Here is a 19,568-nt window from a genome sequence, read left to right as displayed (position 1 = left end):
GTAACCCCCGGGGGCCTACGCTGAACTGCAACGATTCCTCCCCGGTGCACAGTGGGGAGGACAGGCGGAGGGAGCACACGGTGGACAACGCCGAACCAGAGGGCACTCCGGGTACTCCGGGCGCCCCGGGGGAGAAGCGGCTCGGACCGGTTCTGCGCCGCCGTCACCAGGTGCAGCCGAGCACCACCGACCAGCGGCTGCTGGACTCGCCGCAGGGCGAGACGGACTGGGTCCACATGGACCCGTGGCGGGTCCTGCGCATCCAGTCCGAGTTCGTGGAGGGCTTCGGAACCCTCGCCGAACTCGGGCCCGCGGTCAGCGTCTTCGGCTCGGCCCGCACACCTCCCGGCACCCCCGAGTACGAGACCGGGGTGCGCATCGGACGGGCGCTCGCGGACGCCGGGTTCGCGGTGATCACCGGTGGCGGACCGGGCGCGATGGAGGCGGCCAACCGGGGCGCCTGCGAGGCCGGCGGGGTCTCCGTCGGGCTGGGCATCGAGCTGCCCTTCGAGCAGGGGCTGAACCAGTACGTCGACATCGGCGTGAACTTCCGCTACTTCTTCGTCCGCAAGACGATGTTCGTGAAGTACGCGCGGGGGTTCGTGGTGCTGCCCGGCGGCCTGGGCACCCTGGACGAGCTGTTCGAGGCGCTCACCCTGGTCCAGACCCGCAAGGTGACCCGCTTCCCGATCGTGCTGTTCGGCAGCGACTACTGGCAGGGCCTGGTCGACTGGCTGCGGAACACCCTGATCGCCCAGGGCAAGGCGGCCCTGCGGGACCTGGAGCTGTTCCACATCACCGACGACGTGGACGAGGCCGTCGCCCTGGTGAGCAAGGAGATCTCCACCGGCGCGGCCGGTGAGTGGCCCGTGGAGGCGCGGCCTCCGGAGTAGCGGACCGGGGCGTGGCGGTCCGGGAGCAGTGGGGCGGGAGCCGGCGCCGTCCCGGCCCCGGGCCCCGGCCCCGGCGCGGCACCCGGCGGCAGCGGTCCCGCGATCCGGTGCGCCCTTCCGTCGACGGCGGCCCGGGCGCGGACCGGGCCGCCGGTACCGGGCGCGGCGGCCTCACCGGCGGGAACCCGGGAACCCCGGGAACCCCGGGAGCCCCTGGAGTGCCGCTACGCCAGGCCGCGGCGGGCCACCGCCGGGGGCCGGTGCCCCGCGATCGAGGCCACCATGTCCAGCACCTGCTTCGTCTCGGCGACCTCGTGCACCCGGTACACCTGCGCGCCCAGCCAGGCGGAGACCGCGGTCGTCGCCAGGGTGCCGATCAGCCGCTCCTTGACCGGGCGGTCCAGCGTCTCGCCGACGAAGTCCTTGTTGGACAGCGAGACCAGGACCGGCCAGCCGGTGTCCGTCATCTCGCCGAGCCGCCGGGTCGCCTCCAGTGAGTGCCGGGTGCTCTTCCCGAAGTCGTGGCCCGGGTCGATCAGCACCGCGTCCCGCCGGACGCCGAGGGCGGCGGCACGCTCCGCCAGGCCGACGGTGACGCGGAGGATGTCCGCCATCACGTCGTCGTAGCTGGTCCGGTGCGGGCGGGTGCGCGGTTCGGCGCCGCCCGCGTGGGTGCAGACCAGCCCGGCGCCGTGGCGGGCCGCGACCTCGGCGAGCCGGGGGTCGACCCCGCCCCAGGCGTCGTTCAGCAGATCCGCGCCCGCCGCGCAGACCGCCTCGCCGACCTCGTGCCGCCAGGTGTCCACGCTGATCACCACGTCCGGGTGGCGGCGGCGCACCTCGGCCACGAAGCCCACCGTGCGCCGCACTTCCTCCTCCGCGGTGACCTCCGCGCCGGGGCCGGCCTTGACGCCGCCGATGTCGATGATCGCGGCGCCTTCGGAGACGGCCTGTTCGACCCGGGCGAGCGCGGGCTCGTCGTGGAACGTCGAACCCTGGTCGTAGAAGGAGTCCGGCGTCCGGTTCACGATCGCCATGATCACCGGCTCGTGCTCCCCGAACTCGCGCGTCCCCAGACGCAGCACCACGCGTAACCTCCTCGGGCCGCCCCGGCGGACGGCAGGGCCGCCCCGCGGCCGCGGGGCATCGACCTGGGGCGCCTGTACGACACACGGCGCCGTCGGGGCCCACCGGTCCGGCGGCGGGCCCGCAGCGACCCTAACGCCTGCCGAGCGGTCGGGCCGCCGGGCCGGACGGGGCCGCGCGGGCCGGGGCGGAGGGGACGGTTCCCCGCATGGGGGCATCGGACAGCGGCGCGCCCGGCGCGCGGGCGGGCGTGGCACGATCGTGGTCTACAGATCGGCACAGGTTCGTACGGCCCCCGGGAGATCGTCGTGTTCTGGTTCCTGCTCGTCGCGCTGGTCGTGGTGGTCGCCGCGGTCACGCTCGTCGTCGTCGGCGGTGACGACGGCGTCGCGCTGCCCGAGGCGCAGCCGGACCGGCTCCACGACCCGCTGCCCGCGGACCGCCCGGTCGCCCGCGCCGACGTCGACCGGCTGCGCCTGCCGGTGCAGGTGCGCGGGTACCGGATGACGGACGTCGACGACGTGCTCGGCCGGCTCGGCGCGGAGATCGCCGAGCGCGACGCCCGGATCGCCGAGCTGGAAGCGGCCCTCGCGGGTGCGCAGGCCACGGCGATGGGGCGGCCGTCCGAAGCGGAGGAGCCCGGCACGGACGCTCCGCGGGACGAGCAGCCCGGCGACTCCGGGCCGCGTTCATGAGCGCCGCGGCGGGCGCCGTCGCGGGGCCGGACGGCCGGCTGCGCTGCCCCTGGGGCCTGTCCGCCGAGGACTACGTCGCCTATCACGACACCGAGTGGGGCCGCCCGCTCCACGGTGATCAGGCGCTGTTCGAGCGGCTGTGCCTGGAGGCCTTCCAGTCGGGCCTGTCCTGGCTGACGATCCTGCGCCGCCGGGAGGGCTTCCGGTCCGCGTTCCGCGACTTCTCGGTACCGGCCGTGGCCGCCTTCACCGCGGCGGACGTGGAACGGCTGCTCACCGACACCGGGATCATCCGCAACCGCGCCAAGATCGAGGCCGCGGTGAACAACGCCCGGGTCATCGCCGGGCTGGCCGGCGGCGAGCTGGACGCCCTGATCTGGTCCTACGCGCCGGACCCCGCGGGCCGCCCGGTGCCCCGCACCCTGGCCGACGTCCCGGCGGTCACCCCGGAGTCGACCGCGCTGGCCAAGGACCTCAAGAAGCGGGGATTCCGCTTCGTCGGCCCCACCACGGCCTACGCGCTGATGCAGGCCTGCGGGCTGGTCGACGACCATCTGGCGGACTGCTTCGCGCGGGGCGGCGGCACGGCCTGAACACTGAGGGCCCGCCGGCCACCGGCGGCCTTGCGGGCGGGTCCCGCCGCCCGGTGGGTCCCGACGCCCGGCGGGTCCCCACGCCTGGCGGGTCCCGACGCCCGGTGGGACCCGCCGCCCGGTGGTCTACCGGCCGAGGAACCTCGGCTTCTCCTTCTTCACGAAGGCCTCCACCGCGATGGTGTGGTCCTCGGACGCGCCCGCGCGGACCTGGAGTTCGTCCTCCTTGGCGAGGGTGCTCTCCAGATCGTGCGCCGCACCGTGCGCGAGGGACGCCTTGATCGCCGCGTAGGCGGCGGTCGGGCCCTCGGCGAGCCGTCGCGCGACGGCCTCCGCCTCGGCGGCGAGGTCGGCGGCGGGGACGACCTTGTTGGCGATGCCCAGCTCCTGCGCCTCCTGCGCGCTGACGTTCCGGGGGAAGAACAGCAGGTCGGCGGCGCGCCCGTGGCCGATCAGCCGGGGCAGCGTCCAGGAGACCCCCGAGTCGGCGGTCAGCGCGACCCCGGCGAAGGAGGTGTTGAAGGCCGCGGTGTCCGCGACCACCCGGTAGTCCGCGGCGAAGGCGAAGCCCGCGCCCGCTCCCGCCGCCACTCCGTTGACCCCCGCCACCACGGGCTTCGGCATATCGGCGATCGCCGTGACGATGGGGTTGTAGTGCTCCCGGACGGTGGTCATCGTGCTGCCGCTGCCCCGCTCGCGGTCCTCGGCCAGCAGCCCGATGTGCTCCTTGAGGTCCTGGCCGACGCAGAACGCGCGGCCGCTTCCGATGAGCAGGACGGCCCGCACCGCGGGGTCGTCCGCGGCCCGGCGCAGGCTGTCCCGCAGCGCGACCTTGGTCTCGGTGTTGAGCGCGTTCATGGCATCGGGACGATTCAGAGTGATCGTCGCGAGGCCGTCGGTCACCTCGTGCAGCACGGCGTCCGCCATTGCAGGGTCCCCTCCGTCGGGTGGCTCGGTGGTCGGTCGGGAACAGCATGGCGGAGATCGTCCGCCCCGGCACCGGCGCCCGGTGTGTGACCTGCGTCCAACTCTTCGGTGTCCCGCTCGGCAGGGGATCGCGCAGTATCGCAGGCCGATCGCCGAATTGGGTGGTTTTGCGGGAGCGCGTTGCAGAAGGTATGCCGACCGATGTTGGTCATCGGGTCCTGCCATGCGGGATAATGGCCTGGAAGCAATGTGTTCGATGCCGGTGACCCTGCCATGTCATGGTGCCGTCGGCTGACGATGAGCTGGTTTCAGGAAGGGGAACGAGCATGGCGGCCATGAAGCCGCGGACGGGCGATGGCCCGCTCGAGGTGACCAAGGAGGGGCGGGGCATCGTCATGCGCGTTCCGCTCGAAGGCGGCGGTCGTCTCGTCGTCGAGCTGACACCGGACGAGGCCGACGCGCTCGGCGACGCGCTGAAGAAGGTCGTCGGCTGAGGCGCGGGCCACAGCTCTTTTCGCACTGCCCCGGCGAGGGCCGCGCACACCGCGGCCCGCACGCCGGGGCAGTGCCGTGTGCGGGCACGGGGGAGCGGCGGTGCTTCGGGTTCCCGTAGGGGCGTCCCCGGCCGGGCGGTCCGGTGGGGGAGCGGGGTCAGCGCTTGACGGCGCAGAGCAGCCCGTCGCCCACCGGCAGCAGCGAGGGCAGCAGGACGGTGCTCTCCCGGACGGCGCGCAGGAGCTCCCGCAGCCGCTGGACCTCGGTGGGCGGGGTGGAGGAGTCCACGGTCCGGCCGTCCGCGAAGACGCCTTCGAAGATCACCAGCCCGCCCGGTCTGAGCAGGCGCAACGATTCGGCGAGGTAGTCCAGGCACTCCGTCCGGTCGCCGTCGCAGAACACCAGGTCGTATCCGCCGTCGGCCAGGCGGGGCAGGACGTCGAGCGCGCGGCCGGGGATGAAGCGGGCACGGTTCCCGGCGAAGCCGGCGGCGCGGAAGGCCTGACGCGCGAACTGCTGCCGCTCCGGTTCGAGGTCGACGGTGGTCAGCACGCCGTCGGGGCGCATGCCGTGCAGCAGGTGGATCCCGGAGACGCCGGTCCCGGTGCCGATCTCGGCGACGGCCTTGGCATCCGCCGCGGCGGCGAGCAGGCGCAGTGCCGCACCGGTGCCGGACGACACCGAGCGGAGCCCTGCTTCCTCGGCCCGGTCGCGGGCCCAGTGCAGCGCCTCGTCCTCGGCGACGAACGCATCGGCGAACGCCCAGCTCGTCTGGCGGTTGCCGGTAATGGCCCTCTCCTGTCCCCGTAGTCGACGCAACGGTGACTGTATCCGTTGCCCCGGGAACCCGCTGATGGGACCGGGCGTTACGGGGAAGGGGAACGGGGAAGGGAAGCGGCGCCACGATGCCTAAAATGCGGGTCAAAGATCCTTATCCGGAGCTAACGGGCGAGGTGGATATGGTAGGGGCTCTACTGGACACCACCAGAGCCGACAGGGGAGGTGCGGCTGCGGCCGGTGACCGGGGAGTGCTCAGGCGCTTTCGCAGGTCGGCCGGCGAGCCGAAATCCGTGACCGACACCGCTGACCGTTCCCGCGCCACCGCCGCCTCCGCGCCGACCGCGACCTTCTCCAGCACTGCGTCCTTCGGCGACGAGGCGGACGCCACGGCGTGGACTCCCCCCACCTGGGAGGAGATCGTCAGCACCCACAGCGCACGGGTCTACCGTCTCGCCTACCGTCTGACGGGCAACCAGCACGACGCCGAGGACCTCACCCAGGAGGTCTTCGTCCGGGTCTTCCGCTCGCTGTCCACCTACACGCCGGGCACCTTCGAGGGCTGGCTGCACCGGATCACCACCAACCTCTTCCTGGACATGGTCCGCCGCCGGCAGCGCATCCGGTTCGACGCCCTGGGTGACGACGCCGCCGAGCGGCTGCCCAGCCGGGAGCCATCTCCCCAACAGCACTTCCACGACAGCCACTTCGACGCCGATGTGCAGCAGGCGCTGGACACCCTCGCGCCGGAGTTCCGCGCGGCGGTGGTGCTCTGTGACATCGAGGGGCTGTCGTACGAGGAGATCGCGGCCACGCTGGGCGTCAAGCTCGGCACGGTCCGCAGCCGGATCCACCGCGGCCGGTCCCATCTGCGCAAGGCGCTCAAGCACCGGGCGCCCGCGCCCCGCGGCGAGCGGTCGGTACGGCTGGCCGCCGCTGTCCCGGCCATCGCAGGAGAGGGCGGGAGGGCGTGACCGGATCCGGTGGTGCGAGCCATGCAGAGCAGCACCTGGGCGACCGTCTCGCCGCGCTGGTCGACGGCGAGCTGGGACACGACGCGCGTGAGCGGGTGCTGGCGCATCTGGCGACCTGCTGCACCTGCAAGGCCGAGGCCGACGCCCAGCGGAAGCTGAAGAGCTTCTTCGCCGAGACGGCGGAGCCGACCCCTTCGGAGGGGCTGCTCGCGCGGCTCCAGGGGCTGCCCGGAGGCGATCCGGGCCGGGAGGGCGCGCCCTTCGGCTCCGGGAACGGCTTCGGGGACGGCGTGTTCGGCATGTCCCCGGAGCAGTTCGCCTATGGCCCGGCGGGCGCCCATCGCGGGCCGGACCGGTCCGGCTTCCGCATCCATGACGTCGAGCGGTCCGCCTCGCGGGGCCGCCGGTTCGCGTTCGCCGCTGCCGGGGCGGTGTCCCTGGCCGCCTTCGCGCTCGGTGGCGCGCTGCCGTTCGAGGGGCCGGGCGAGACTCCGTCGGCGCGCGGCGACGGCGCGGTGAAGCCGGTGCGCACGGCTCCGTCGCGGAGCGGGTCCGCGGGCGGCGGCGAGGGGCTGCTGGTCGCGTCGGCCCCGGGCGGCCAGCGTATTCCGCTGACCGTGCCCAGCTGGGCCCGTCGGCCCTCCTCCCCCCTGCCGTCCGCCGAGCCGTCGGGCCCGCTGTTCCCGTACGCCTCGCCGGTGCTGACGGCGCCCACGGTGCTCAGCCCCCTGATACGTCCGGCGGCCCCGGTGCGGCAGGACATCGCGCACGGCGGGAAGCTGCTCAGCGGCGCTCCGGCCGCGTCGCCGTCCCCCTCCTCGTCCTCGGACCGGTCGGCGCCGGTCGTCGCCGCCACCGCCCCCGAGGCGCGGGCCTCCACAGGCCGCTGACGCTCCCCGGCGCACGGTCGTGCTGCCCGGTCCCCCTGCGCACCACCGCGCGTACCTGGTTGAATCGCTGGCGCGGGGGGAGCGGACCGGGCGGCGCAACGGCCCGAGCCGTGCCGGGCGAGTACTGGGGAGAACATGGACGAGGGGAAGGCCGCCGGGCCCGAGCCGAAGTGGTGGAGCCGGCCCCGGCGGAGCGCCATCGGCCGGCAGGCCGCGGAGGTGGATCACGGCAGCGGGGGCGTTCCCGGGGCGGACCACGGCAGCGGAGGCGTTCTCGGCGCGGATCCCGGGACCGGGGCGAGCGCGGCACCGGCACACCAGGACTCCGCGGCCCGGCCATCGGATCCGGCACTCGCTGCTCCGGAGCCCGGATCCGTGCCGGCCGGTTCCGCGTCCGCCTCTGAGGATCGCGGGCCCGCACCCGCGGACTCCGTGCCCCCGCAGCCGGAGCCGTCCCTGCAGCCGGAGCCGTCCCCGAAGCCAAAGCCATCCCCGAAGCCGGAGCCGTCCCCGCAGCCTGGGCCGTCCCCGCAGCCGGACCCCGGCCCGGCCGCCGGCGGCGCGATCGGCGGGCCGCAGCCCCGGCACGCCCCCGACCCCTACAGCACTCCGCCCTACGGGCGGCCCGGCCCCTGGGCCCCGGCCCCGCCCGTGCAGCGGCCCGGGACCACTCCGCCGCACGGAACTCCGGCGGCGACCCCCGCCCTGGGGACCCAGCTCCCGGCCACTGCGGTCGGCGCCCCCGCCGTCGCGCCCCCGGTGCCCAGCCGGCCGGCCCCCGTACACCAGCCGGGCCCCGCACACCGGCAAGGCCCCGCACACGAGCCGGCCCCCGCACACCGGCAAGGCCCCGTACACCGGCCGGAACCGCAGCAGACGCCCGCTCCGTCGCCGGGAAGCCAGTGGGACCGCTACGACCCGTGGTACGCCGCGCCGGCCACGCCCGGGCCCGTGACCGCCCGGGACGATGCTCCCCGGCGGTCCTCCCGGCGCGGCGGCATGCTCGTCGGCGCGCTGCTGCTCGCGCTGGTCGCGGGCGGCATCGGCGGCGGCATCGGGGCGTACGTCGAGCGCAACGGCGGCCTCACGGAGGTGGAGCTGCCGCAGGCGCCGGCCGAGGCCGGCGGCCGCGATCCGCACAGCGTCGCCGGGATCGCCACCACCGCGCTGCCGGGCGTCGTCACCCTGCACGTCGAGGGTGCCGGAGCACAGGGCACCGGCACCGGCTTCGTGCTCGACGGGCGGGGCCACATCCTGACCAACAACCACGTCGTGGAACCCGCGGGCAAGGACGGCGGGATCTCCGTGACGTTCAGCGGCGGGGAGACGGCCGAGGCCGAACTCGTCGGCCGGGACAGCGGCTACGACCTCGCCGTGGTCCGGGTCAAGGGCGTCTCCGGGCTGAAGCCGCTGAGCCTGGGGAACTCCGACTCGGTGCGGGTGGGCGACCCGGTGGTGGCGATCGGCGCCCCGTTCGACCTGGCGGGCACCGTCACCACCGGCATCATCAGCGCCAAGGAGCGCCCCATCACCGCGGGCGGTGAGAAGGGCGACGGCAGCGACATCAGCTATGTCGACGCGCTCCAGACCGACGCCCCGATCAACCCCGGCAACTCCGGCGGACCGCTGGTGGATTCCCGCGGCCGGGTCATCGGCATCAACAGCGCCATTCGCGCCGCCGACGGCGGATCGGGTGTGGACGGCGCCCAGGGCGGCAGCATCGGCCTGGGCTTCGCCATACCGGTCAACCAGGGCAAGCGGGTCGCCGAGGAGCTGATCAACAAGGGCGAGGCGACACACCCGGTGATCGGCGTCACCTTGGACCTGGAGTACCGCGGTGACGGTGCCCGCGTCGGGAAGGGGGCCGCGTCGGTGAAGCGCGGCGGTCCCGGCGACCGGGCCGGTATCGAGCCCGGCGACGTGATCGCCGAGGTGGACGGCGCCCGGGTGCACAGCGGGGAGGAGCTGATCGTGAAGATCCGCAGCCACCGCCCCGGCGACCGGCTCCGCCTCGGTCTGGAGCGCGACGGCAGCGAGCGCACCCTCCGGCTCACCCTCGGCAGCGCGAGCGGCCGGTGATGCGGTACCGCCCGGGCCGCGGGGCCGGGTACCGTGGACCGGGCCCCGGCCCGCGCACCCATCCCGGCGGGGACGACCTCATCCGACCTGCCGGGCCGTGGACATCTCAAGGAGTTGCAAGGTGTTCAATGACATAGGCCCACTGGAGCTGGTCGCTCTGGTGATCCTTGCCGTGCTCATCTTCGGCCCGGACAAACTGCCCAAGCTCATCCAGGACATCTCGCGCTTCATTCGCAAGATCCGGGACTTCTCCGATGGGGCCAAGGCCGACATCCGGTCCGAGCTGGGACCCGAGTTCAAGGACTTCGACTTCGAGGACCTCAACCCCCGGACCTTCGTCCGCAAGCAGTTCATGGACGACGACCTGGGGCTGAAGGACATCCGCAACGGCTTCGACCTCCGCAAGGAGGTCACCGAGGTCTCCGACGCCGTGCGCGGCCGGGAGAGCGGTGCCTCCATCGGCGGGGCGGCCGCGTCCTCCTTCGGCACGTCCGGCGGTTCCGACCTGCTGCGCAAGCGTGATCCCCAGGCCCCCGACGAGCGTCCGCCGTTCGACTCCGACGCCACGTGATCCCCCCGTATGTCCGACCGGGCGGACCGGGGTGGCTATCCTCCCTGTGTCCGGGGTGAGGCCGCCCGCGGGGGCGGATCGCACTGAGACAACGGGGCAACAAGGAGGCACCACGCAGATGGAGACGACCAGTCGGCCCGGGGCACAGGGGGCGCCCGACGAGCCCAGCACGTCCACCGATGCGGAGGCCGGAAGAGCGGCCCAGGACGTGCCGGAGGGCCGCGGTCTCGACGGCTATCTGCTGGCAGGCTTCCCCTGGTACGGGCTGGATGAGGCCTTCACCGGCCCGCGCTGGCTGATGCAGGTCGGCTCCGCCGCCGACGGCACGGTCGAACACGGGTCGACCGGACACGGCGAGGTGCCCTCGGTACGGGTCGAGACCGAGCACGCCAAGCAGCGCTTCACGGTCGTCGTCACGGTCGCCGACCGTCCGGTGCGGCGCAGCGCGGACGGCACCGGCACGCTGGAGGCCACCTCGGTCTCCTCGGCGGCCTGGCTGGCCGGTTCGGGCCTGCTCTCCTGCACCTGGCCGAGCCAGATGGAGCGGGCGCTGCGCGACGACTGGCTGAACCAGCAGACCGCGATCGCCTGGGAGCTGGCCGAGGACCCGTCCGCGCCCGACTGGACGTCGCTGTCGCTGCCGGTGGACGGCGTGCCCACCCCGTTCCACTACCGGGAGTCCGAGTACGGCTGGGTGCTGGCCGGTTCGTCACCGGCCCAGGAGGGCGTGCACATCGGCGCCTACGGGCGCGGGATGAGCGCCTACGGCCTCGGCTTCTCCGTGATCAAGGACATCGCCGGATACACCGGCTGACGGCTCGCGCCCCGGCCCGGGACGGCCGGCGGTGATCCCGGGTCCGCACCGCGGCCGGGGGCCGTCCGGCGTCCCGCAGCTTCCCCCCCGTGGCCCGGGCCGCCGGAATCCCACCGGAATGCCACCGGAATCCCACCGGACCGGCATCCCGCCCGAGGCCATCGGGTGCCTCCCCGAGCCCCACGCCTGAGCGTCCCGCCCGACGAGCGCGCTCTCCGGCGCTCCTCCCGGCCGTTCGCCGGCCCTCCCGAGGCGCCCGGCCGTTCACCGGCCCCCGCCTCGCTCTCGGCGCCCGTCCCCGCTGCGGAACACGCCCCGGGACGCGACGACGTGCGGACACGTCCCCGGACGCGACGACGGCGGGGCGTTCCGGAACCCGTGCCCCGGAACACCCCGCCGTCGGACGGGTGTTGTGCGGTTCAGAACTTGTTGCGCGGGGTGAGCCCCAGCGTCATGCCCGCCAGGCCGCGCTGACGGCCACCGAGCTTGCCCGCGATGTCCCGCAGCGCGCTGCCCGCGGGGGAGTCCGGGTCGGTGAGCACGACCGGCTTGCCCTCGTCGCCGCCCTCCCGCAGCCGGACGTCGATCGGGATGGCGCCGAGCACCGGGACCTCGGCGCCGGTGGTCCGGGTCAGCCCCTCGGCGACCCGCTGCCCGCCGCCGGTGCCGAACACGTCGACCATCTCGTCGCAGTGCGGGCAGGGCAGCCCCGACATGTTCTCGACGACGCCCACGATCTTCTGGTGGGTCTGCACCGCGATGGAGCCGGCCCGCTCCGCCACCTCGGCGGCGGCCTGCTGAGGCGTCGTCACGACCAGGATCTCCGCGTTCGGCACCAGCTGCGCCACCGAGATGGCGATGTCACCGGTGCCCGGCGGCAGGTCGAGGAGGAGCACGTCCAGGTCGCCCCAGTAGACGTCCGCCAGGAACTGCTGGAGGGCGCGGTGCAGCATCGGGCCGCGCCAGACCACCGGGGTGTTGCCCGGGGTGAACATCCCGATCGAGATGACCTTCACGCCGTTCGCCGACGGCGGCATGATCATGTTCTCGACCTGGGTGGGGCGGCCGTCCGTGCCCAGCATGCGCGGCACCGAGTGGCCGTAGATGTCGGCGTCGACGACGCCGACCTTCAGGCCGTCCGCCGCCATGGCCGCGGCCAGGTTGACCGTGACCGAGGACTTGCCGACGCCGCCCTTGCCGGAGGCCACCGCGTACACCCTGGTCAGCGAGCCCGGCTTGGCGAACGGCACCTCGCGCTCCGCCGTGCCGCCGCGCAGCGACGCGGCCAGCTCCTTGCGCTGCTCGTCGCTCATCACGTCGAGCTCGACACCGACCCGGGTGACGCCCGGCACCCGGGAGACCGCCTCGGTGACCTCGCGGGTGATGGTGTCGCGCAGGGGGCAGCCGGAGACCGTCAGATAGACGCCGACCGCGACCGACCCGTCCGCCGCGATGTCCACCGATTTGACCATCCCGAGTTCGGTGATGGGGCGGTGGATCTCGGGGTCGTTCACCGTCGCGAGCGCGTCGCGCACCGCCTCTTCGGCGGGCACTGCGTCGGGGGTGTCGGTCGTGTCGGTAGCCATGCCCCGATGGTACGGCGCCGGACCGACGGCGAGGAAAGGACGTCAGCGGTCGCGTTGGTCACTTTCCGCAGGTCGCTGCTGATCCAGGTCCTTGAGCAGCTCCTCCAGCTCGGAGCGGATCCAGTCGCGGGTGGCGACCTCGCCGAGCCCCATCCGCAGCGCCGCCACCTCCCGGGTCAGGTACTCGGTGTCGGCGATGCTGCGCTCGTGCCGGGCGCGGTCCTGTTCGAGGCTGACGCGGTCCCGGTCCGACTGCCGGTTCTGGGCGAGGAGGATCAGCGGGGCGGCGTACGAGGCCTGCAGCGACAGCACCAGCGTCAGGAAGATGAACGGGTACTCGTCCCAGCGCAGACCCGACGGCGCGGCGATGTTCCACACCACCCAGAGCAGGATGACGACCGTCATCCAGACGATGAAGCGGCCGGTGCCCAGGAAGCGGGCGATCCGCTCCGAGAGCCGTCCGAAGGCGTCCGGGTCGTACTCCGGCAGCGGCCTGCGCCGCCGGATCTGCGGCAGGTCGAGACGGCGCACCCGCTCCGCGCGCTCCACCCGCTCCGGGCGCGGGCGGTCGGTGCGCCCGTCGCGGCGGTCAGCCTGCATGGGCGGCTCCCCACACCCGGGGGACCTCGGACTCGCGCCAGTCCTCGGGCAGCATGTGGTCCAGGACGTCGTCCACCGTGACCGCCCCCAGCAGGTGTCCCGCCTCGTCGACGACGGGCGCCGCGACCAGGTTGTACGTCGCGAGATAGCCGGCCAGCACCGGCAGCGGGGCGTCCGGCGGCAGCGGCTGCAGATCGCTGTCCACGATGGCCCCGACCAGGGTGAAGGGCGGGTCGCGGAGCAGCCGCTGGAAGTGCACCACGCCCAGGTAGGTGCCGGTGGGCGTCTGGTCGGGCGGGCGGCACACGTACACCTGCGCGGCGTGGGCGGGGGTCAGGTCCGGGTCGCGGACCCGGGCGAGGGCCACGGCGACCGTCGCGTCCGGCCGGAGCACGATCGGTTCGGTGGTCATGATGCCGCCCGCGGTGCTCTCCTCGTACGACATCAGCCGCCGCACGGAGGCGGCGTCGTGCGGGCGCATCAGGCCGAGGAGGCGCTCCTTGTCCGTCTCGGGCAGCTCGGAGAGGAGGTCGGCGGCGTCGTCCGGGTCCATGGCCTCCAGGACGTCGGCGGCCCGCTCCTCCTGGAGCTTGCCGAGGATCTCCACCCGGTCGTCGTCGGGCAGTTCCTCCAGGACGTCGGCGAGCCGGTCGTCGTCGAGCGCCGCCGCGACCTCGGCGCGGCGCTTGGCGGAGAGATGGTGCAGGACGTTCGCGAGGTCCGCGGGCCGCAGCTGTTCGAAGGTGGCCAGCAGATTGGCCGCGCCCTGCCCCTCCTCCTCGACGGAGAAGCCGGTGACGGCCGACCACTCGACGGTCAGGGTCTCGCCGCGCCGCCGCAGCGCGCCGCCCCGGCCGCGCCGGACGAAGACCTTGTCGATCTCCCAGTCCCGGCGGCCGGGCAGCTGGGTCACCGAGACGTCGAGGACCGTGACCTCCTCACCGGTCTCCACCTGCCGCACCCGCCGGTCCAGCAGCTCGCCGATCACCAGGGTCTCCGTCGGACGCTGTTCGAAGCGGCGCATGTTCATCACCCCGGTCGTGATGACCTGGCCGGACTCCACACCGGTGACCCGGGTCATCGGGACGAAGATCCGGTGCCTGCTGACGACCTCCACGACCAGCCCCAGCACGTGCGGCGGCCGGCCCCCCACCCGCAGCATCACCACCAGATCGCGCACCCGGCCGACCTGGTCGCCGTGGGGGTCGAACACCGCGACGCCCGCGAGGTGGGAGATGAAGACCCGGGGGGCGCCACCCGCCATGTCGCGCGCCTCCTTAAATCCGGGCAAAAGCCTCGATATCGGATTCAGGCTAACGTGCCCCGGTCGGGGCCGCCGGAACAGAAGAGCCGGACGGCTGCCTGTCGAGCCCCGGGTACCGCCCAGGTACGCTGCCGTCTGCTGTCGAGGTCACCCGCATCCAGGAGGCACAGCCGACGTGACTGCATTCCCCCGCACACGGAACGCGGTACTCGTGGGGGCCGTGTGCACGGGACTCGCCGCGGTGCTCGCCGGCTGCGGCAGCGGTGAGGACCCCGACGCCGGGACGAACGGCGTCGGCAAGCTCTCCGCGACGAAGATCGAGAGCAAGGCCCGCAAGGCCGTCGGCGGCGCCGAGGCGGTACGGCTGGCCGGCAGCCTCGTCACCAAGGGGCGGACCTACCGGCTCGACATGCGGCTGAAGAAGGACGGCGGGATCGGCGAAGTCTCCACCAAGGGCAGGCGCTTCGAGCTGCTGCGGGTGGGGGACGAGCTCTATCTGAAGGCCGACACCGCCTTCTGGAGCGGCCAGCAGGGCGGCTCCACACCCTCCGACAGCGCCGCGGCCAGCAAGCTCGACGACAAGTACGTCAAGGTGCCCAGGGCCGACCCCGCGTACAAGCAGCTCAGCGGCTTCACCGAGATGGACCTGATGCTCGACGGCCTGCTCGGCCTGCACGGCAAGCGGGCCGCCGGCGACCGCGGGAGCGTCGGAGGGGTGCGCACGGTCCGGGTCACCGCGGGGGACGGCGCCGGCGGCGCCTTCGACGTCTCGCTGGAGGGCACGCCCTACCCGCTGCGTCTGCAGCGCGCGGGTGGCGCGGGCGTGGTGCAACTCTCCGACTGGAACCAGGACTTCGGCCTGAAGGCGCCGGACAAGGAACACATCGTCGACTACGGCCGGCAGATCTCGACCAACTGAGGCGCCGCGCGGAGTCGCTCCCGGCCGCCGGAAGGCCCGCGGAACTCCCGCGGAACCGGCCTTGGCAGCCGGCCCCGGCAGGCTGCGGAACTCCCGCGGAACCGGCCTTGGCAAACGGCCCCAGCAGGCCGCGTAACTCCCACGGCACCAGCCTTGGCAGCAGGCTGCGCCCTACTCCGAAGCCCCGCCCCGGCGGCGCTTGCGGCCCAGGAGCCCCCGGCCCAGCAGCTTCGGCAGCGCGGCGGGAATCGGACGCCGCGTGGTGGCGGGGGACTGCGGGGGCGCGGCGGCCAGTGAGCCGTCCGGCAGCCCGGCGGGGGCACCCGCGGGCTCCAGCCGCAGCACCCGGCACTCCCGGGCCCAGCGGTCGGTGATCTGCTCGGCGTCCGGGGCGTTGAGCCGCTTCCCCTTCAGCTCGTCGACGGCGGCCTGCCAGCCCTCGCTGCCGGGGGCCAGCTCGGTCACCCGGGCCGGCCAGCTCACGAGGCGGCCGCCCTTGTCCTTGCTGCGCACGGTCACCTCGGCGGTTCCGCCGTCGGTGAGTCCGAGCCCGGTGAACGGCTGCTCGCCCGGACCGTCCCCGATGAGACAGGCGGCGCCGTCGAGCCACAGGTGCCACAACGAGCGGGGCGGCGCGACCGCTCCGTCGCTGCCCCGGACCCAGATCAGGCCGGACTTCTTGGTGGCCTCCTCGATGAGGGCGCGGTCCATCAGGGCGGGCGTCTGCGTCATGACCTCACCTTAAGCCTCTCCGCCCGTCCGCCTCCGGGCCGGTGCACGACTGCGCCACCGCAGCCCTGCCGATACGGAGCCCTGCCGATACGGAGCCCTGCCGATACGGAGCCTGCCGATACGGCGCCCGCCCACAGGGACCGCGCCCGCCCCGCGGCCTACGCTGAACGGGTCCGCTCCGTCCCGCCGCCTCCGCACCCGTGAGGACCCCGTGCCCGCAGCCCCGACCCGTACCGGCCGGACCGCCGCCCCCGGCGCGGTGGCCGCCCACCGGATCGACCTGCTGCTCCTCGCGGTCGCCGTCTCCGGGATCTCCTTCTCCGCGCCGCTCATCGCCGCGACCGCCGCACCGGCCCTGGCCATCGCGTTCTGGCGGAACGCCATGGGGGCCGGCGCGCTCGCCCCGCTCGCGCTGCTCCGGCACCGGTCCGAGCTGCGCGGCATGGGCCGCCGGGAGCTGCTGCTGTCCGCCGCGGCCGGTGCCCTGCTCGCGCTGCACTTCGGGCTCTGGCTGCCCAGCCTCCGGCTGACCTCCGTGGCCTCCTCGACCGCGCTGGTCACCACCACGCCCATCTGGACGACCCTGGTGCTCCGGCTGCGCGGGCACCGGCCGCCCGCCCTGGTCTGGGCGGGCACCGCCGTGGCGTTCCTCGGGGTGCTGGTGCTCACCGGGGTGGACCTGTCGCTGTCCCCGTCCGCCCTGGCCGGTGACGCCCTCGCGCTGGGCGGCGGCATGGCGGCCGCCGGGTACGTGCTCATCGGGTCCGCGGTGCGCCGCACCGTGACCACGACCGCCTACTCCTCCGTGTGCTACACCACGACCGCCGCGCTCCTGCTGGTCGTCTGCCTGGTCTCCGGCTCCGCGCTCGCCGGGTACAGCGGGGAGACCTGGCTGAAGCTCGCCCTGCTCACCGTCTGCGCCCAGCTGCTCGGCCACACCCTGATCAACCGCGTGGTGCGCGGCCTCGGCCCGTCCGTGACCTCGACGGCGATCCTGCTGGAGACCCCGGGCGCGGCGCTGATCGCCGCGGTGTGGCTGGGCCAGACCCCGCCCCTGGCGGGCTGCGCGGCCCTGCTGGTGATCCTCGCCGGCCTCGCCCTGGTGATCAGGGGCGACCGCGACCGGGTGCCCTGACCGCCGCCTCGGCCCCGGCCGTCACGCGCCCTGACCCCGGCCGTCGACAGGCGCCCCGGCCCGGCCGACGGGCGAACACTGGGAGCCGGCCGCTGCCCGAGACCCCGTTCGGAGCCGGCCGCTGCGCCTGCGGCCCCGCTCGGGACCGACTGCTGCGCCCGGGACCCCTCGGAGCCGGCCGCTGCGCGCTCGAAGCCCCGCTTCGGGACCGGCCGCCGCGCTTCAGGCCCCGCTCCGCCCCGGCCGGTGCGCCGGCAGCGGCCCGCTCAGAGCCAGCCGTTGCGCTTGAAGCCCCGGTGGATCGCGAAGCAGATCCCGACGATCAGCGCCATGACCGACGGGTAGCCGTACTTCCAGTGCAGCTCCGGCATGTAGGTGAAGTTCATGCCGTAGACGCCGCAGATCATCGTGGGCACGGCGATGATCGCCGCCCAAGCCGTGATCTTCCGCATGTCCTCGTTCTGGGCGACGGTCGCCTGCGCGAGGTTGGCCTGCAGGATGGAGTTCAGCAGGTCGTCGAAGGACACCACCTGCTCGTTGACCCGGGCCAGGTGGTCGGCGACGTCCCGGAAGTACTTCTGGATGTCCGGGTCGACCAGTCGCATCGGCCGCTCCGACAGCAGCTGCATCGGCCGCAGCAGCGGTGAGACGGCCCGCTTGAACTCCAGCACCTCCCGCTTGAGCTGGTAGATCCGGCTTGCGTCGCCGCCGCGGGCGCTGCCGCCGCCGGGCGCCGAGCTGAAGACCTCGATCTCCACCTCGTCGATGTCGTCCTGCACCGCGTCGGCCACCGCGATGTAGCCGTCCACGACCTGGTCGGCGATGGCGTGCAGCACGGCCGAGGGGCCCTTGGCGAGGAGCTCCGGGTCGTCCTGGAGGCGGTGCCGCAGGGCTCGCAGCGAGCCCTGGCCGCCGTGCCGGACGGTGATGATGAAGTCCCGGCCGGTGAAGCACATCACCTCGCCGGTCTCCACCACCTCACTGGTCGCGGTGAGCTCGGCGTGCTCGACGTAGTGGATGGTCTTGAAGACGGTGAACAGGGTGTCGTCGTACCGCTCCAGCTTGGGCCGCTGGTGCGCGTGGATCGCGTCCTCCACGGCAAGCGGGTGCAGCCCGAACTCCTGCGCGATACCGGCGAATTCCTGCTCGGTCGGCTCGTGCAGTCCGATCCAGGCGAAGCCGCCCTCGGAGCGCACCCGGCGCATGGCCTCCCCGGGCGTCAGCTGTTCCCGGACGCGGTTGCCGTCCCGGTACACGGCGCAGTCGACCACGGAGGTCGGCGCACCGGGCTGTTCCGTTCCGGTACCGCCGTAGCCGGCGAGCCCCTTCCGCAGGGCGGGGCGCACGGCGGCACGCAGGTCACGGATCATCGACATGGCAGGCTCCTTTACGGGCCGGCCGTCGGCGGCTGGGTTCCGCGGGGGGAGGGGTTCCCCGGGGGAACAGCGCTGCCCGTAATACCGACGTACGCCTTCTGCACGCCGGCAAAGCGGGCGGCACCGCTGTCGCCGCGGTGACGGCAAATCAAGGCACGGACGAGTCACAACGAGGTCGCTCTTCCGGATTGCCGTGAACCTCAGTGGTTTCGCCGCTCGGCGGCTGGGTACGGAGGCTTCAGATCGCGAAGAAGTGGCAGCGCACGGAAGAACTGTTGGTACTGCACGGTCGACTAGGATCCACCGCAGCCCCACCTCCTCCGGCCGGTTCCCCGTAGGGAAAACACGGATCGCGACATGCGCCGCGAGACTGTTCATCAGGGCTCGGACATACGGTGCTGCTCCGTGCTGCCCTGATCAGCGGCCAAGACTATCAGTCGACCGGCGTGTCAAGTTCCGACTTTGCCTGCTGCATACGCGTTCTATGCTCACGGTATGTCAGACGTTCTTGAGCTGGTCGAGGCCCGGTTGCGGTCCGCGCTGGGCGCGCCGGAGGCGCGTGCGGCGGTCACCTTCCTCGGCACCGACCGCATCGAGGTCCTGCGCTTCGCCGACGGCGATGTGGTGCGCTACGCCACGCTCGGCATGTCAGCGCAGCCGATGACCGACCCCACCGCCGCCCTCGCCGACCCGCTGCGCGGTCCGCGCGCGGAGCTGCTGATCTCCGTCCGCACCGGACAGGCCGACACCGACAAGGTGCTCCGTCCGCTGGCCGTGCTGGCCGCCTCGCCGCAGGTCGAGGGGGTCGTTGTCGCGCCGGGGGCCTCGCTCGACGTGGGCGAGCCGCTCTGGCCGGAGGCGCCGTTCTCCTCCGTGCTCGTCGCGGAGTCCGGCGGACTGGTGGAGAACCTGGAGCTGGACGCCCCTCTGGAGCCGGTGCGCTTCCTGCCGCTGCTGCCGATGACGGCCAACGAGGCGGCCTGGAAGCGGGTGCACGGCGCGGGCGCCCTGGAGAAGCGCTGGCTGACGCACGGTACGGACCTGCGCGATCCGCAGCGCAGGTCCGTACCGCTGGACTGAGGGGGCGGGGCCGCCGGCCCCGGGGCGTCAGGCGGGCTGGGCCGCGGGCACCGGGGCGTCAGGCGGGCTGGGCCGCGGGCAC

General features: G+C 73.7%; 20 protein-coding genes. 12 read left to right on the top strand and 8 right to left on the bottom strand.

Annotation, left to right across the window (positions count from 1 at the left end; all coding sequences use genetic code 11):
• Window positions 1-80: 80 nt before the first annotated feature.
• Window positions 81-893 (top strand): LOG family protein, encoded by an 813-nt coding sequence (locus AC3EQ1_RS10990; protein ID WP_351514992.1) that lies wholly within the window; start codon window positions 81-83, stop codon window positions 891-893.
• Window positions 894-1,117: 224 nt separating this feature from the next.
• Here AC3EQ1_RS10990 and folP read toward each other — a convergent pair whose 3' ends face one another.
• Entirely contained in the window at window positions 1,118-1,978 is an 861-nt protein-coding gene (gene folP / locus AC3EQ1_RS10985) for a dihydropteroate synthase (RefSeq protein WP_432094254.1), read from the bottom strand.
• A 309-nt stretch (window positions 1,979-2,287) separates the two neighbouring features.
• Here folP and AC3EQ1_RS10980 point away from each other — a divergent pair, with 309 nt between their 5' ends.
• Both AC3EQ1_RS10980 and AC3EQ1_RS10975 read left to right on the top strand, forming a co-directional pair.
• Window positions 2,288-2,674, top strand: coding sequence for a hypothetical protein (locus AC3EQ1_RS10980; RefSeq protein ID WP_432094136.1), 387 nt, complete (start codon window positions 2,288-2,290; stop codon window positions 2,672-2,674).
• Window positions 2,671-3,267: a DNA-3-methyladenine glycosylase I gene (locus AC3EQ1_RS10975; protein WP_432094135.1), complete on the top strand. Its 597-nt coding sequence runs from the start codon at window positions 2,671-2,673 to the stop codon at window positions 3,265-3,267. The genes AC3EQ1_RS10980 and AC3EQ1_RS10975 overlap by 4 nt, the downstream gene beginning before the upstream one ends.
• 126 nt (window positions 3,268-3,393) lie before the next feature.
• On the opposite strand, the gene chcB is transcribed toward AC3EQ1_RS10975, so the two are convergent.
• Window positions 3,394-4,194, bottom strand: a complete 801-nt coding sequence (gene chcB, locus AC3EQ1_RS10970; protein ID WP_432094134.1) for a 2-cyclohexenylcarbonyl CoA isomerase — start codon at window positions 4,192-4,194, stop codon at window positions 3,394-3,396.
• A 326-nt stretch (window positions 4,195-4,520) separates the two neighbouring features.
• Between chcB and AC3EQ1_RS10965 the strand changes: the two genes are divergently transcribed.
• The gene (locus tag AC3EQ1_RS10965) at window positions 4,521-4,688 is read left to right on the top strand and encodes a DUF3117 domain-containing protein (RefSeq protein ID WP_003966491.1); all 168 of its coding nucleotides are present in this window, start codon (window positions 4,521-4,523) and stop codon (window positions 4,686-4,688) included.
• 157 nt (window positions 4,689-4,845) lie between these two features.
• On the opposite strand, the gene AC3EQ1_RS10960 is transcribed toward AC3EQ1_RS10965, so the two are convergent.
• A complete protein-coding gene (locus tag AC3EQ1_RS10960; RefSeq protein WP_351514988.1) occupies window positions 4,846-5,508 on the bottom strand; it encodes an O-methyltransferase in 663 nt (220 codons plus the stop codon).
• A gap of 140 nt (window positions 5,509-5,648) precedes the next feature.
• Between AC3EQ1_RS10960 and sigE the strand changes: the two genes are divergently transcribed.
• From sigE to AC3EQ1_RS10935, 5 genes are all read left to right on the top strand, one after another.
• Window positions 5,649-6,440: an RNA polymerase sigma factor SigE gene (gene sigE, locus AC3EQ1_RS10955; protein ID WP_432094133.1), complete on the top strand. Its 792-nt coding sequence runs from the start codon at window positions 5,649-5,651 to the stop codon at window positions 6,438-6,440.
• Complete coding sequence (locus AC3EQ1_RS10950; protein ID WP_432094132.1) at window positions 6,437-7,330, top strand: anti-sigma factor family protein; 894 nt, start codon at window positions 6,437-6,439, stop codon at window positions 7,328-7,330. Before sigE ends, AC3EQ1_RS10950 begins: the two co-directional genes overlap by 4 nt.
• Before the next feature lie 135 nt (window positions 7,331-7,465).
• A complete protein-coding gene (locus AC3EQ1_RS10945) occupies window positions 7,466-9,409 on the top strand; it encodes a S1C family serine protease (protein ID WP_432094131.1) in 1,944 nt (647 codons plus the stop codon).
• Window positions 9,410-9,530: 121 nt separating this feature from the next.
• Window positions 9,531-9,980, top strand: a complete 450-nt coding sequence (locus tag AC3EQ1_RS10940) for a sec-independent translocase (RefSeq protein ID WP_432094130.1) — start codon at window positions 9,531-9,533, stop codon at window positions 9,978-9,980.
• 118 nt (window positions 9,981-10,098) lie between these two features.
• Window positions 10,099-10,794, top strand: a complete 696-nt coding sequence (locus AC3EQ1_RS10935) for a hypothetical protein (protein ID WP_432094129.1) — start codon at window positions 10,099-10,101, stop codon at window positions 10,792-10,794.
• Window positions 10,795-11,213: 419 nt separating this feature from the next.
• On the opposite strand, the gene AC3EQ1_RS10930 is transcribed toward AC3EQ1_RS10935, so the two are convergent.
• The 3 genes from AC3EQ1_RS10930 to AC3EQ1_RS10920 all read right to left on the bottom strand — a co-directional run bounded on the left by AC3EQ1_RS10930 (window position 11,214) and on the right by AC3EQ1_RS10920 (window position 14,244).
• On the bottom strand, window positions 11,214-12,347 hold the full coding sequence (locus AC3EQ1_RS10930) for an Mrp/NBP35 family ATP-binding protein (protein WP_432094253.1): 1,134 nt from the start codon (window positions 12,345-12,347) through the stop codon (window positions 11,214-11,216).
• Window positions 12,348-12,422: 75 nt separating this feature from the next.
• Complete coding sequence (locus AC3EQ1_RS10925; RefSeq protein ID WP_432094128.1) at window positions 12,423-12,980, bottom strand: DUF1003 domain-containing protein; 558 nt, start codon at window positions 12,978-12,980, stop codon at window positions 12,423-12,425.
• Window positions 12,970-14,244 carry a magnesium transporter MgtE N-terminal domain-containing protein gene (locus AC3EQ1_RS10920; RefSeq protein WP_432094127.1) on the bottom strand — a complete coding sequence of 425 codons (1,275 nt, stop codon included), beginning with the start codon at window positions 14,242-14,244 and terminating at the stop codon, window positions 12,970-12,972. Before AC3EQ1_RS10920 ends, AC3EQ1_RS10925 begins: the two co-directional genes overlap by 11 nt.
• Before the next feature lie 175 nt (window positions 14,245-14,419).
• Between AC3EQ1_RS10920 and AC3EQ1_RS10915 the strand changes: the two genes are divergently transcribed.
• Window positions 14,420-15,163, top strand: coding sequence for a hypothetical protein (locus AC3EQ1_RS10915; RefSeq protein WP_432094126.1), 744 nt, complete (start codon window positions 14,420-14,422; stop codon window positions 15,161-15,163).
• Window positions 15,164-15,334: 171 nt separating this feature from the next.
• Here AC3EQ1_RS10915 and AC3EQ1_RS10910 read toward each other — a convergent pair whose 3' ends face one another.
• A complete protein-coding gene (locus AC3EQ1_RS10910) occupies window positions 15,335-15,895 on the bottom strand; it encodes a hypothetical protein (RefSeq protein ID WP_432094125.1) in 561 nt (186 codons plus the stop codon).
• Window positions 15,896-16,106: 211 nt separating this feature from the next.
• Here AC3EQ1_RS10910 and AC3EQ1_RS10905 point away from each other — a divergent pair, with 211 nt between their 5' ends.
• Complete coding sequence (locus AC3EQ1_RS10905; RefSeq protein ID WP_432094124.1) at window positions 16,107-17,030, top strand: DMT family transporter; 924 nt, start codon at window positions 16,107-16,109, stop codon at window positions 17,028-17,030.
• A 266-nt stretch (window positions 17,031-17,296) separates the two neighbouring features.
• On the opposite strand, the gene AC3EQ1_RS10900 is transcribed toward AC3EQ1_RS10905, so the two are convergent.
• Window positions 17,297-18,406 carry a magnesium and cobalt transport protein CorA gene (locus AC3EQ1_RS10900; RefSeq protein WP_432094123.1) on the bottom strand — a complete coding sequence of 370 codons (1,110 nt, stop codon included), beginning with the start codon at window positions 18,404-18,406 and terminating at the stop codon, window positions 17,297-17,299.
• Between the two features lie 495 nt (window positions 18,407-18,901).
• On the opposite strand from AC3EQ1_RS10900, the gene AC3EQ1_RS10895 reads away from it, so the two are divergent.
• Window positions 18,902-19,486, top strand: a complete 585-nt coding sequence (locus tag AC3EQ1_RS10895) for a suppressor of fused domain protein (protein WP_432094122.1) — start codon at window positions 18,902-18,904, stop codon at window positions 19,484-19,486.
• Window positions 19,487-19,568: the final 82 nt, after the last annotated feature.

This window comes from Streptomyces sp. bgisy100 (assembly GCF_057709105.1).
Note: the sequence above shows the minus strand (reverse complement) of the source record. Positions and strands in the feature narration are given on the sequence as shown.

Excerpts from the sequence above, each read along its gene's own strand:
- AC3EQ1_RS10975 (WP_432094135.1), top strand. The coding sequence starts at position 2,671 with ATGAGCGCCGCGGCGGGCGCCGTCGCGGGGCCGGACGGCCGGCTGCGC.
- chcB (WP_432094134.1), bottom strand. The coding sequence starts at position 4,194 with ATGGCGGACGCCGTGCTGCACGAGGTGACCGACGGCCTCGCGACGATC.
- AC3EQ1_RS10965 (WP_003966491.1), top strand. The coding sequence starts at position 4,521 with ATGGCGGCCATGAAGCCGCGGACGGGCGATGGCCCGCTCGAGGTGACC.
- sigE (WP_432094133.1), top strand. The coding sequence starts at position 5,649 with ATGGTAGGGGCTCTACTGGACACCACCAGAGCCGACAGGGGAGGTGCG.
- AC3EQ1_RS10945 (WP_432094131.1), top strand. The coding sequence starts at position 7,466 with ATGGACGAGGGGAAGGCCGCCGGGCCCGAGCCGAAGTGGTGGAGCCGG.
- AC3EQ1_RS10935 (WP_432094129.1), top strand. The coding sequence starts at position 10,099 with ATGGAGACGACCAGTCGGCCCGGGGCACAGGGGGCGCCCGACGAGCCC.
- AC3EQ1_RS10925 (WP_432094128.1), bottom strand. The coding sequence starts at position 12,980 with ATGCAGGCTGACCGCCGCGACGGGCGCACCGACCGCCCGCGCCCGGAG.
- AC3EQ1_RS10920 (WP_432094127.1), bottom strand. The coding sequence starts at position 14,244 with ATGGCGGGTGGCGCCCCCCGGGTCTTCATCTCCCACCTCGCGGGCGTC.
- AC3EQ1_RS10910 (WP_432094125.1), bottom strand. The coding sequence starts at position 15,895 with ATGACGCAGACGCCCGCCCTGATGGACCGCGCCCTCATCGAGGAGGCC.
- AC3EQ1_RS10900 (WP_432094123.1), bottom strand. The coding sequence starts at position 18,406 with ATGTCGATGATCCGTGACCTGCGTGCCGCCGTGCGCCCCGCCCTGCGG.
- AC3EQ1_RS10895 (WP_432094122.1), top strand. The coding sequence starts at position 18,902 with ATGTCAGACGTTCTTGAGCTGGTCGAGGCCCGGTTGCGGTCCGCGCTG.